The 12,907-nt window shown below is 58.7% G+C and carries 10 protein-coding genes; 7 read left to right on the top strand and 3 right to left on the bottom strand.

From position 1 onward, the window contains the following. Window positions 1–170 precede the first annotated feature (170 nt). The 3 genes from mgrA to VF639_RS10645 are packed head-to-tail and all read right to left on the bottom strand — an operon-like array spanning window position 171 to window position 3,124. Window positions 171–1,163 carry an L-glyceraldehyde 3-phosphate reductase gene (mgrA, locus tag VF639_RS10655; protein WP_331145884.1) on the bottom strand — a complete coding sequence of 331 codons (993 nt, stop codon included), beginning with the start codon at window positions 1,161–1,163 and terminating at the stop codon, window positions 171–173. A gap of 43 nt (window positions 1,164–1,206) precedes the next feature. Further along, window positions 1,207–1,947, bottom strand: a complete 741-nt coding sequence (locus VF639_RS10650; RefSeq protein ID WP_331145883.1) for a PIG-L deacetylase family protein — start codon at window positions 1,945–1,947, stop codon at window positions 1,207–1,209. Further along, window positions 1,940–3,124, bottom strand: coding sequence for an acyl-CoA dehydrogenase family protein (locus tag VF639_RS10645; RefSeq protein ID WP_331145882.1), 1,185 nt, complete (start codon window positions 3,122–3,124; stop codon window positions 1,940–1,942). Before VF639_RS10645 ends, VF639_RS10650 begins: the two co-directional genes overlap by 8 nt. Before the next feature lie 234 nt (window positions 3,125–3,358). On the opposite strand from VF639_RS10645, the gene purH reads away from it, so the two are divergent. The 7 genes from purH to VF639_RS10610 all read left to right on the top strand — a co-directional run bounded on the left by purH (window position 3,359) and on the right by VF639_RS10610 (window position 12,772). Continuing rightward, window positions 3,359–4,900 carry a bifunctional phosphoribosylaminoimidazolecarboxamide formyltransferase/IMP cyclohydrolase gene (gene purH / locus VF639_RS10640; protein WP_331145881.1) on the top strand — a complete coding sequence of 514 codons (1,542 nt, stop codon included), beginning with the start codon at window positions 3,359–3,361 and terminating at the stop codon, window positions 4,898–4,900. A 197-nt stretch (window positions 4,901–5,097) separates the two neighbouring features. After that, window positions 5,098–6,123, top strand: a complete 1,026-nt coding sequence (locus VF639_RS10635; protein WP_331145880.1) for a rod shape-determining protein — start codon at window positions 5,098–5,100, stop codon at window positions 6,121–6,123. Between the two features lie 102 nt (window positions 6,124–6,225). Next, entirely contained in the window at window positions 6,226–7,158 is a 933-nt protein-coding gene (mreC, locus tag VF639_RS10630) for a rod shape-determining protein MreC (RefSeq protein ID WP_331145879.1), read from the top strand. Then, entirely contained in the window at window positions 7,155–7,682 is a 528-nt protein-coding gene (locus tag VF639_RS10625) for a hypothetical protein (protein ID WP_331145878.1), read from the top strand. The genes mreC and VF639_RS10625 overlap by 4 nt, the downstream gene beginning before the upstream one ends. Before the next feature lie 202 nt (window positions 7,683–7,884). Continuing rightward, window positions 7,885–9,726 carry a penicillin-binding protein 2 gene (gene mrdA, locus VF639_RS10620; RefSeq protein WP_331145877.1) on the top strand — a complete coding sequence of 614 codons (1,842 nt, stop codon included), beginning with the start codon at window positions 7,885–7,887 and terminating at the stop codon, window positions 9,724–9,726. A 111-nt stretch (window positions 9,727–9,837) separates the two neighbouring features. Then, a complete protein-coding gene (rodA, locus tag VF639_RS10615) occupies window positions 9,838–11,133 on the top strand; it encodes a rod shape-determining protein RodA (protein ID WP_331145876.1) in 1,296 nt (431 codons plus the stop codon). Between the two features lie 49 nt (window positions 11,134–11,182). Next, window positions 11,183–12,772, top strand: coding sequence for a hypothetical protein (locus tag VF639_RS10610; protein ID WP_331145875.1), 1,590 nt, complete (start codon window positions 11,183–11,185; stop codon window positions 12,770–12,772). Window positions 12,773–12,907 lie beyond the last annotated feature (135 nt).

Here is a 12,907-nt window from a genome sequence, read left to right as displayed (position 1 = left end):
CAGCGGCGAGAGGAATCTAAGTCCAAGCCGTTGAACGAGCTAAGTCAGATTCCTCTCGCCGCTGGAGGCGCGGAATGACGGAAGGACAGCTGGTTGTAGGTAGTAGAGTCTACTTAATTCAAGTGGTGGACTAGCCGCTACGCGCCTAGTCCACCACTTGAGGCGGCGCGTTAGGCCGCTAGTATTTTCTCGATGGAGGCTAGCTCTTCGGAACTGAACTGCAGGTTGTTCAGGCAGTGCAGCGAGTCGGTGAGTTGCTCGGGCTTGCTGGCACCGATGAGTACGGAGGTTACCCGTTCGTCTTTCAGAATCCAGGCCAGCGCCATTTGGGCCAGGCTTTGCTGGCGCGCTTGGGCTAAATCGTTGAGCTGCTTGATCTGGTCGAGCCGCTCAGGTGTCAGCTGGTTTTCTGTCAGGAAGCCGACGCCCTTGGCCACCCGCGAGTCGGCGGGAATGCCACCGAGGTATTTGTTGGTGAGCAGGCCTTGCGCCAACGGCGAGAAGGGAATGCACCCCACGCCTTCTTTCTCCAGCAAGTCGAGCAGGCCGCCTTCCACCCACCGCTCAAACATCGAGTACTTGGGTTGGTGAATCAGGCAGGGTGTGCCTAACTCCCGCAACAGCCGGATGGCTTCGGCGGCTTCGGCGGGTTGATAGTTGGAAAGACCCACGTACAAGGCTTTGCCCTGGCGCACCAGTAGGTCGAGGGCGCTCATGGTTTCTTCCAGGGGCGTATCGGGGTCGGGGCGGTGGTGGTAGAAAATATCCACGTACTCCAGGCCCATGCGCTTCAGGCTTTGGTCGAGGCTGGATACCAGGTACTTCTTCGAGCCCCATTCGCCGTACGGGCCTTCCCACATGTAGTAGCCGGCTTTGCTGGAAATGATTAGCTCGTCGCGGTAGTTGCTGAAGTCCTCGCGCAGAATCCGGCCGAAGTTGATTTCGGCGGAGCCGGGCGGCGGGCCGTAGTTGTTGGCCAGGTCGAAGTGCGTGACGCCACTATCAAAAGCCCGCCGCAGAATGGCGCGCTGGTTGGACAGCAGATCCACGTCGCCGAAGTTGTGCCACAGGCCGAGCGAAACGGCGGGCAGCTTCAGGCCACTGCGGCCACTGCGCCGGTACGGTATTTCCTGGTAACGAGTGGTGCTTGGTAGGTAGTGCATAGAAGAGGGGTTAGACAACGGCCGGCAACATAGCAAGGCTTTTCTACATCACCTCCAGATAAACCTCGAAGGGCTGCGCAAAATGCGCCAGCATTTCCGAAGACAGCAGGAAGCCCGTAGGATCATCGTCGATAATGCCCGGCGCTAGCTGTGAACGGTGGGCGGCAATGGCGCGTTGCTTCTGATTTAGCACCGGACTGATATCCAGCCGCCAACCTGTGGCTTCATTCGGTTGAGGCAAGTCGGCGGGCATGGCCCGTTCCCAAGCCCACACCACGTATTCGAGCAGGCGTGGCGCGGGCTCAAAGGTTAGCGCGGCCCGCACCAGCTGGCTGGTGGCGCGGTGGTCGGGGTGCGGGTCGCGGCGCCAGGGGCAAAGCACGGTAGCGGGTTGGGCCACCCATAGCACGGCCCGTAGTTGCGTTACGGCTTCCTGAAAGTGGGTGTGCCCTTCGCCCGGCACTTTGCTGTCTGGTAATCCGAGGCAAATAAGCGGTGCTTCAACCTCGAGTTCAACCAAAGCCTGCTGTAGCTCTGCTTCGCGCAAAGCTTGCCGGGCCGCGGGCGGAAACTTCCGCGAGTTGGGGTGCGACATGGTGCCGTCGCTAATCAGCACCACTTGCACCGGCACGGCAGCCCGCCGTAGCAACGCAATAAGGCCGCCGCACCCCAACGCTTCATCGTCGGGGTGCGGGGCGACAACCACTGTCGCGCCTAGTTCAGTTATTGAAGCGGCGGGGCGGAGGGGGAGCGTATGGAAATCGAAAGCAGTGCGGTTACTCATTCCACAGCTGGAAAGCCGGAACACTGCGGTCGAGGGCGAAGCGGCCGGCATCGGCTTGCGCGGCATCGGGGGCAGGCTGGCGCAGGTAGTGCGTTAGGTCGCGGTGCAGGCGCTCGAAGGGCTCGGGCTTTAGCAGGCCGCGGGCGCCTACGCAACGCTCGGCCAGTTGCAGCACACGCAGGCAGATGTCTTCCAGGGCCGTGCGCATCATGTTGGCGTAAGCCACGGTAGCTTCGGCATCGGTCTCGGCGCCGGGGCGGCTGGCGTGGTCGGCAGCCCCGCGCAGCCAGAGGTTGCCGCTTTCAACAAGCAAAGCCATTTCGCCGAGGCGTTGGCGCTGGTAGGGGTCGTCGGTGCGGCCCAGGGCTTGCAGGAAGCGGCGCGTTTCGTCGAATACGGCTTCGGCGCCGCCAAGCTGCACGGCTGCAAAACGGATAGCGCCGCCGCTGAACCACGGTTGCCGGTAATAGTCGCCGGGTTGGCCCAACAGGTCGTCGGCGCTTATTTCGAGGCCCGTGAAGTCAACTCGGCTGCTGGCGGTGCCGCGCATACCGAGGGGCCGCCAGAAGCTGGCATCATAGATTGGTTTGTTGTCGGCCGCAGGCAGCACCAGCATTTGCCAGCCGCCATCAGGCAAGGCTGCCGTGAGTAGTGGTCGGCTTAGGTAGCTCGCCCCCGACGCGAAAGTTTTGCTGCCGTGCAGGCGGTAGCGCCCATTGGCAAGTGGCTCTAGTTTCACACCATCGGCCGCTTCCGTGTTCCAGACCCCAAACCAATGACCGGCCTGCGCCTCGGCAGCCCAATGCGCCACTTGCGCGGGCGTACCAAGGCGTTGCAGCAGTTGCAGGGCATTCACGTGGCCTTCGTACAGCCGCCCCATTACCAGGTTGCCCCGGCCTATGTGCTTGAGCGTGTTCAGTAAGGGCAGGATTTGCTCGGCTTCGGCCAGGTCGGCACCTCCTAATGCAACTTGCAGCGGGGCCGTGAGCAATCCGGCTTCGTGCAGCCAGTTGAACTCCTGCTCGGGAAAGCCGCCTTCGAAATCGGAATGGACGGCTTGTGCCAGTAGGCGCGGCGCCAGGTTGGCCGCAGCTGCTTCAGGAGCAGGAAGCGGCGCAGAGAGAGGCCGGGCGCCAGTTGCCGGAGCTTGAGGAGACGAGATGAACGTAAGAGGCATAAGCAGAACAATAGATAGCACTGGCTAGTACTGCCGATCAAGTTTTATTGTTGAGGCTGTCAATTTCTAACAGACGAGGTAGGCTCTTGTTCAGGTAGGAGAGGATAAAAAGGCTTGGCGCGGCCCCGGCATTTGCCGCTTGTTCCCAACAATTACAAACGGGAACTTGGCATGGCCGACCTGATGGAAGTACCTTCGCGGCGTCGTTCGTTTTTCCATCTTAAAGCTTCCGCTATGTTGCAGCCCATTCGTTCCGCTCTGGTTTCCGTCTATTACAAAGACCGTTTAGAGCCACTGGTGGCACTGCTCAAAGAGCATGGGGTAACATTGTACTCCACTGGGGGCACGCAGCAGTTTTTGGAAGAGCAAGGCGCTGAAGTAACGGCCGTAGAAAGCCTAACAGGCTTCCCGGCCGTGTTCGGCGGCCGCGTCAAAACGCTGCACCCGAAAGTATTCGGCGGCATCTTGCACCGTCGGCACGAACCCGCCGATTTGGCCGAAGCCGAGCGCCACCAGATTCCGCCCATCGACCTAGTGATTGTCGACCTCTACCCCTTTGAGGAGACGGTAGCTTCCGGCGCCCCCGAAGCAGACATCATCGAGAAAATCGACATCGGCGGCATCTCCCTGCTGCGCGCCGCCGCCAAAAACTTCCGCGACGTGCTCGTCGTCAGCAGCCGCGACCAGTACCAGGCCGTGACGGAACTGCTCGGCCAGAAGAACTGCGCCACCGACCTCGAAGACCGTCGCCAGTATGCTGCCGCCGCCTTCGCTGCCACCGCGCACTACGACACCGCCATCGGGCAATTCTTTTCAAATTCTTCGACTGCGACAAACAACAAAAAACCAGAAACTAAAAACGAGCAACCTGCTACCCCGCTGCGCTACGGCGAGAACCCGCACCAGTCCGGTACTTTCCACGGCGACCTGGCAGCTCTCTTCGACCAGTTGCACGGCAAGCAGCTCAGCTACAACAACCTGGTAGACGTAGACGCGGCGGTGCTGCTGATGCAGGAGTTCCAGGTTGAAGGGCCCGCGGCCTGCGCCATTCTCAAGCACACCAATGCCTGCGGCGTAGCCCAGGCGGCCACGCTCCAGGAGGCCTACCTCAATGCCTTGGCCTGCGACCCGGTTTCCGCTTTCGGCGGCGTTATCATCGTCAATAAGCCCGTGGATGCTGCCACGGCCGCAGAGCTGAACAAGCTGTTTTTTGAAGTGCTGATTGCTCCCGAGTTTGAAGCCGATGCCTTGCCGGTGCTGCAAAGCAAGAAAAACCGCATTCTGCTGCGCCAAAAGCCGGTGGAGTTTCCCGCCAAGCAAATAAAGACCTTACTCAACGGCATCATCGAGCAGGACTTCGACCGGGCCACGGAAGGCGCCGCCAACTTCTGCACCGTTACCGAATCGGCGCCGACCACCGACGAAGTAGCGGCGCTGGAGTTTGCGCTTAAAGTTTGCAAGCACACCAAGAGCAACACCATTGTGCTGGCGCGGGCCGGGCAACTGCTGGCCTCGGGCGTGGGGCAAACCTCGCGGGTAGATGCGCTTCGCCAGGCCATCGACAAGGCCAAGTCGTTCAACTTCGACCTGAAAGGTGCAGTCATGGCCTCCGACGCTTTCTTCCCCTTCCCCGACTGCGTCGACATTGCCGGTGAAGCGGGCATTCGGGCTGTGGTGCAGCCTGGTGGCTCCATCAAAGACCAGGATTCTATCGACGCCTGCAACCGCCTCGGCATGGCCATGGTGCTGACCGGCGTGCGCCACTTCAAGCACTAGTAGGTGAAATTGTGAAGTTGTGAAATGGTTCGTTTAATGTTCTACAAGTGTTATCTGCGCATTATGCATAATTAGAACGTCAAACACACGTTTCACAACTTCACAATTTCACCACTTCGACCAGAACTTCCGTACTTTTGTCCCCACTTTTTGTACAAGTGAATCTTCGCTTGTACTCATTTTCTTGCCGTCAACCAATGGGTTTCTTCAACTTCCTTACCAGCGACATCGCCATCGACCTGGGTACGGCCAATACGCTCATCATTCATAACGACAAAATTGTTGTGGATGAGCCGAGCATCATCGCAAAAGATCGTACCACCAATAAAGTAATTGCCGTAGGTCGTCAGGCGCAGCAAATGCACGAGAAGACCCACGATAATATTCGAACTATTCGTCCCCTGAAAGACGGCGTAATTGCCGATTTCCACGCTGCCGAGGAAATGATTAAGGGCATGATTAAGATGATTGACACGCGGAACCGCCTGTTTCAGCCCTCGCACCGCATGGTCATCTGCATTCCATCGGGTATTACCGAAGTAGAGAAGCGCGCAGTGCGTGACTCCGCCGAACACGCTGGCGCCAAGGAAGTTTGGATGATTCAGGAGCCCATGGCCGCCGCCATCGGTATTGGTATCGACGTAGAGCAGCCCATCGGCTCGATGATTATCGATATTGGAGGCGGGACCACCGAAATTGCGGTTATCGCCCTGTCGGGTATCGTCTGCGACCAGTCCATCAAAACGGCTGGCGACGTGTTCAACCAGGACATTCTCGACTACATGCGCCGCCAGCACAACCTGCTGATTGGTGAGCGGAGCGCCGAGCGAATCAAGATAGAAGTAGGCGCCGCCCTCACCGAGTTGGAGTTCACCCCTCCCGACTACGAAGTGCGTGGCCGTGACCTGATGACGGGTATCCCGAAAGTTATCAAGGTAACCTCCTCGGAAATTGCCATTGCCCTCGATAAATCGGTGGCCAAGATCGAAGAAGCAGTTTTGAAAGCGCTGGAAATCAGCCCGCCCGAGCTGTCGGCCGATATCTACGAAAACGGCATTCATCTGACCGGCGGCGGCGCCTTGCTGCGCGGCCTCGACAAGCGCCTGGCTGTGAAAACCAAGCTGCCCATTCACATTGCCGAAGACCCGCTACGCGCCGTAGTACGCGGCACCGGTAAAGCCATCAAAGATATTCAGGCCTTTAGAGGCGTACTGCTGACGTAGTGTTTGGGAGTTAGGAGTTAGAAGCTAGAAGTTAGGAGTAACAGCGTAGCTAGTTCTCTTTGTCTGCTCCTAACTCCTAGCTTCTGACTTCTAGCTCCTTTTATGCGCAACCTGTTCGCTTTCCTGTTTCGCTACCGAGGCTTGCTCGTGTTTGCGCTGCTGGAAATAGCGAGCTTGTACTTGTTGGTTCGCAACAGCACCTACCAGCGGGCGGCATTTTTCAATTCTGCGAATACCTACGTGGGGGAGATTCTGGCTACCCGCAACCGCATCTACGACTACTTTCAACTGGAAAGCATCAACCAACGGCTGGTGCAGGAAAACGCCGCGCTGCGGCAGCAGCTTTACAGTAGCGACCTAAGCCACCGCGAATCCGACAGCCTATCGGTGCCTCAAGATAGCGCCTCGCAGGTACGACTGGCTCGTCTGAGCTACCCCGATTCGCTGCTGCTGGGGCTGCGCACCCTGCCCACCCGCGACCCGGACTATCCTCTTATTCCAGCTCGGGTTGTGAACAACACCATGCGCCGTGTGGATAACTACCTGACGTTGAACGTGGGTACCCGCGACGGAGTGCGTAGTGGCATGGGGGTGTTGTCGGTGGGCGGCGTGGTGGGTCGGGTGAAAGTAGCGAGCGAGCAATTTGCCACCGTTACGTCGCTGCTGCACTCGAAAACGTTTATCTCCGCCAAAATCAAGCGCGACAACACCTTCGGCAGTATCAAGTGGCTCGGCGACGACCCCACGCACGCGCTGCTCGACAACATTCCGCGCCAAAACAAGCTGCTGCGCGGCGACACCATTGTCACGTCGGGCTACAATGCGGTGTTTCCGGAAGGCATTCTGATTGGGATAGTCGACTCGTTTGTGAAGGAGCCCGACAAGAACTTCTGGACGGTGCGGGTGCGGCTGGCCGTGAATTTTTCGAACCTGGAGTATGTGTATGTAGTCAATCCGCGGCTGAAAGCCGAGCGCGATACGCTCGAAGCCCGCGCAGGCGTCAGACCAGAAGCAGCAGGGGAGGAGCGGCCATGAAAAGTGTAGGAGCTATACTGCTGCAACTGCTGCGCCTCGTCTTCTTTGCGGGCGTACACATGCTACTGGTAAGCCGGCTGGTGCTTTTCGAGCTGGGCTGGTGCTTTTTCTATCTAGGGTTCCTGCTGTTTCTGCCCATCGGCACCTCCATTGTGTTGCAGCTGGTGCTTGGCTTTGGCATGGGCTTGCTGATGGACATCTTCTACGATACCGGCGGGGTGCACGCCGCCGCCGCCGTGCTGCTGTGCTATTTGCGCCCCTGGGTGCTACGCCTGCTCACCCCCCGCGACGGGTACGAAGCCTCCGACTCGGTGAACGTGCATCAGATGGGCGGGCAGTGGTTTGTGGTCTATATCGTGCTGCTTGTCGGCCTGCACCACCTGGCCTTTTTCCTACTGGAACTCGGCAGCTTCCGGGCCTTCGGCCTCACGTTGGTAAAAGTGGTCGTGAGTACGCTTTTCACCGGCCTCACCTTGCTCATCATCCAGCTGATTTTCTTCCCCACCCGCCGCCGCGGGCGTTAGTGGTGAGACGGTGAGTTAGTAATTCACTGATTCAGTGAATTTGACGTTCGGACGGCGTGGGTGAGGTGGTGCCACCCGGCCCGCCGTCTACATCATTCGCGCAAGCCGAACAGCAAATTCACTCAATCACCACCTTACTCCTGTGTATCTTTGTGAATCCGGCCGGGTGGCCGCAAATGCTTTCTAATCAGAATATACGGCTTTGCAATACCTTGAAGGACGGCGGTATGTGGTGATGGCTATTTTTCTGGTAGTGGCTATCACCTTTGGCGCCCGTCTGTTTTACATCCAAGTACTTGACGGCAGCTATAAACTGGCCGCCGACCGCAATACGCTCCAGCGAATTGTGCAGGTGCCGTATCGTGGCCTGATCTATGACCGCAACAACCAACTGCTGGTCCAGAACACCCCGGTATACGACCTGATGGTGGTGCCGCGCGAAGTGAAACAGCTTGATACTCTGCGTTTCTGTGAACTGCTGCAACTGCCACTCGAGGAAGTGCGCGAAGGGTTGAAAGCAGCTCGCAGCTACAGCCGCGTGAAGGCGTCGCCGCTGGTGCAGAACTTAAGTACGCCCGAGCTAGCCGCTATTCAAGACAACCTGATCGACTTTCCCGGCTTCAGCATCAAGGCCCGCATGGCGCGCTCGTACCGCACCGAGAGCATGGCCCATGCGCTGGGCTACGTGGGTACCATTACGCCGGCTTTTCTGGAAAAAGAAAAGTACGCCAAGTATCTGCCCGGCGACTTTCTGGGTATCAGTGGCATAGAGGCATTCTACGAGCCGCAGCTGATGGGGCGGCGCGGGGTGCAGTACAAAATGGTAAACGTGCGCGGCATCGAGAAAGGCGCCTTCCGCAACGGCGAGTTCGATACGCTGTCGGTGGCGGGGCAAGACCTGCACACCAGCATTGACATTGAGCTGCAGAAGTACGGCGAGATGCTGATGAAGAACAAGCGCGGTTCTATTGTGGCCATCGACCCGAAAACCGGTGAAATTCTGGCCATGGTATCGTCGCCGGGCTTCGAGCCCTCGGTGCTGACGGGCAAGGGCATGGGCAACCGCTATATGGCGCTACTTCAGGATACGGCCAAGCCGCTCTTCAACCGCCCGCTGATGGCCACGTACCCGCCGGGTTCGGTTTTCAAGGTGGTGAACGAGCTAGTGGCATTGCAAATGGGCGTGGTTACGCCGCAAACCGCCTTCGACTGCAACTGGAAACTGGTGCGTTGCACCCACCGCCACGAGTACCCGAGCAACGTGGGCATTGCCATCAAGCAAAGCTGTAATCCTTACTTTTTTCAGGTGATGCGCGCCGCTGTTATGCGGGGTCGCTCTGCCAACCGGTTCGAAGACGCTCGCTTAGGATTAGGAGAATGGCGGCGCAAAGTGATGGCCTTTGGGCTCGGGGATAAGCTAGGCGTGGACATCTCGCAGGAAAAGAAAGGCCTTATTCCGTCGCCCGAGTTCTATGACAAGCACCTGGGCTATCACCGCTGGAATTACCGCACGGTGTATTCGCTCAGTATTGGGCAGGGCGAGTTGGGTATTACGGGTTTGCAAATGGCCAACATCATGGCCATTGTTGCCAACCGGGGCTGGTACTACACGCCGCACTTCGTCCGGGCCATCGGCAACGGCGGACCACTGCCGCAATACACCGTGCGCCATCCGGTGGGAGTTGAGGCTCAGCATTTCGAAGCGATAATTCCGGGGATGCAGGCCGTAGTAGATGGCCGCGGCGGCACCGGTAACAATGCCTCACTGCTCGATGTGGGCATCTCGGTGGCTGGCAAAACGGGTACCGTTCAGAACCGGCACGGCGAGGACCACGCTACTTTCGCTGCCTTTGCGCCGGCCGAAGACCCCAAGATTGCCATTGCGGTTTTCATCGAAAATGCCGGTTTCGGTGGTTCCTCCGCGGCGCCCATGGCTTCCTTGATGATGGAGAAGTATCTGCGCGGACACATAGCACCATGGCGCAAGCGTTGGGAAGTTTGGCTTCAAAGCCCCGCCAGCCGATTTATCAGGCGCCACCGCTAGCACGGTGCCGCAGACCATAGCATCGAAGAGCTAGCTCCCTATTTAAAGCAAAGCTGCAGAACAGTTGTGAGGAAGCATCTGCTGCTCACTCATCCCTAACATCTATTCAGAATGCCCACCTCTCCAGCTAGATATTCGCGCAGCCTCGATTGGGTGACTGTGCTCATCTACTTGCTGATGGTTGGCTTAGGTTGGCTTAGCGTGTACGCGGCCAGCTATTCACCCGACGCGCCCGCCGATCCGCTGCGCAACCTCAGCTTCTCGGAACTGATGGCTTTCAACTGGTTCAAGCAGATTCTCTGGATTGGCACCGCGCTAGCCCTCATTGTCGTGCTGGTGGTTATCGACTACAAGGCCTACGACACGTTTGCTTTTCTGCTTTACGGCGGTATGATTGTGCTGCTCATCGTCACGATGGTGGTGGCCCGACCGATTGCCGGGTCGCGCTCCTGGCTGGAGCTAGGACCCGTCCGTTTGCAGCCTGCCGAGTTTGCCAAATTCACAACGGCACTGGCTGTGTCGCGGTTTATGGCCAGCATTAACCTGCGCCAGCAAAACTTCCGCGACCAGCTGGTGCTGGCCGGGCTTACGCTGTTGCCGCCCCTGCTCATTCTGGCTTCCAACGAAACCGGACAGGCGCTGGTGTTCGGGGCCTTTCTGCTGGCTTATTTTCGGGAAGGTATGTCGCCGCTGATTCTGCTGATTTTGGCGGCGGCGGGCCTCATTCTGATTCTGGCGCTGCTGGTTCCCAAGCTCTGGCTAGTAGGCGTTTTCACGCTGATTTTGGGGTTGGTGCTTCTGTTCAATCGTAAGGCGCTGCGTCACCATCTGCCGCTTTCGTTGAGCGTGTGGGCGGTAGTTATCGGCATGGTGTTCGGGGTTGATTTCTTCTTCAACAACGTGCTCCAAGCGCACCAACGCAAGCGTATCGAGGTGCTCATCAACCCTTCGGCCGACCCCTTAGGCGTGGGCTGGAACGTGACGCAGTCTAAAATTGCCATCGGATCGGGCGGGTTTGTGGGCAAGGGCTTCCTGCAAGGCACGCAAACCAAGTTCGACTTTGTGCCCGAGCAAAGCACCGATTTCATTTTCTGCACGGTAGGCGAGGAGTGGGGCTGGTTGGGCTCTACCACCGTTATTATCTTGTTCATGGTTCTGCTCGGGCGCGTTCTGTACGTGGCAGAGCGACAAAAATCGGTGTTTGGGCGTACCTACGGGTACTGTGTGGCCAGCATTTTCTTTTTCCACTTTGCCATAAATGTCGGTATGACCATAGGGCTGGCGCCGGTAGTTGGTATTCCGCTGCCTTTCTTCAGCTACGGGGGCTCCTCGTTGTGGTCATTCACTACGCTTCTGTTTATTTTGCTAGGCATTGATGCCTACCGCAAGCAGGACTTGGAACGGTAGGCGCTGTAGCCCAAAACCTACAGTTTACCTCTACTTTGCGCTGCTGCCCTTGCCACTTGCTTCCTCTGCCATTGCCGCGCCTCGAAGTTCCACCCGCTCTAAGCGAGCAGAATGGGTGATTGCGGGGGTATTGACGGGTTTGTGTTTGTTGCTGCCCACCCGCAACTCCACCGTCGACGCCTGGTACTATGCCGCCTGCGTGCGGCACGGGCATGAGCTGTTTCAGCCGCACCACTTGCTCTACAATGCGGCGGGCTGGTTGTGGGTGCGCATACTGCCGGCTACAGTTGATGCACTGGCGGCTCTCAAGGTTCTCAACGCGGTGGCGTTTGGCGGCTGCCTGCTGGTGCTGCGCGACTTACTGCGGCGAGTGGGCGGTGCTGCGGCTCCGGTGGCGGGGTGGCTGCTAGTGGTAGGCAGCAGCTTCGGCATGCTGCGCTTTGCCACCGAAAACGAAACGTATATCCTGCCGCTGCTACTTTCCTTGCTGGCAAGCCGAAGCTGGTGGCAGGCTGTGCGGAAAGGTGGAAACCAACATTGGGTGGCGGCAGGCGCGTGGGCGGCACTGGCGGCGCTGTTCCACCAAATTCATGCGGGCTGGTGGCTGGCGCTGCTAGTAGGCACCATGGCCGCAAGTCCCGTTGGCCGCTGGCGGAAGATGAGCCTGTACGTGCTGCCCGCGCTGGTGGTGCCCTTGGCTTACGTGGCAGCTATGCCGAGTTGGAAGCTGGCCTTCACGCCCGTTGCCTTCTGGCACTTTGTATTTCACGACTTGTACGCCGGGCACGCCGGCGCCCGGCCTTCGGGCCGCACGTTGCTGCTAACGGTTATCAACTTAATCCGCACGTTTGGGCAAATGCACGGCTCCACATTGGCTTTGTTACGGCGCTGGCCAGCACTAGGCGGCTTCGCGGTACTGAGCGGAGGACTGATGCTGTTGGCAATTCGGAAGCTCTGGCAAAGCCGACGAGTAGATTCCACGTCTTCTTCAGCAGTAACACCAAGTGTTTTGTTTGCTTCGTCTGCGGCTTCTGAACGGCTGTTTTGGCTTACCCACTTGCTGGTGCTGCTCTTGCAGCTAGGCTGCGCGGTGTGGGCCGAAGGCAACGCCGAGTTTATGGTGATGCTACCGGCGTTGCTGGCGCTACTACTAGTGAACCGGCCAGAGGTAAGTACCGCCTTGCCGTGGATGGGTGCTTCGCTGCTGCTCTGGAACCTGACGTTTGGGCTGCTGCCAGCCTATACGCTGCGCCTTACCAACACCACCGCGCTGCTGGCTCGTATCCAGCAGGAGCCGGCTGCCTGGTGGCTGCTGGCCGACCCCAACCTGGTCCTAAACCAACTTCATTACATCACCGGCGAGCCTATAGGTCCCGCTAAGGTACTGCCCGCCCCCGCGCTGCTGGTGCAGCGGCGCGGCCAGTCGCCTGCCCGCTTTCGGGCGTGGCTGGCAACTCGCCGCGCCGCCGGCCAGCGCATCTACACCGACGCCCTCGGCGGCCCTAACCTGCTCGACCGCGCCCGCCTCACCCAAGGCGGCGACGATGCGCAACGGCAGCTACTAGCCGGCTACCGCCTCGCCCGCGTCGATTCTTTCCCCACTTCCTTCGGCCCGGTTTATCTAACCGAAATTCGGTAAAAATGGTCGGGACGATGATTTACGGAGCCCCCTGACTTCTGTCGGGGATGATTATTGTAACGGTTCTGTCATGCTTGATCTGGCGTCCCAAGAGGGAGTATCTCGTGTGCTGAGGCTGCCAAAGTATATACCACC

It is taken from the genome of Hymenobacter sp. (assembly GCF_036387835.1).
In the GTDB taxonomy this organism is placed as follows: domain Bacteria; phylum Bacteroidota; class Bacteroidia; order Cytophagales; family Hymenobacteraceae; genus Hymenobacter.
This window is presented reverse-complemented; position numbering and strand designations above follow the sequence as displayed.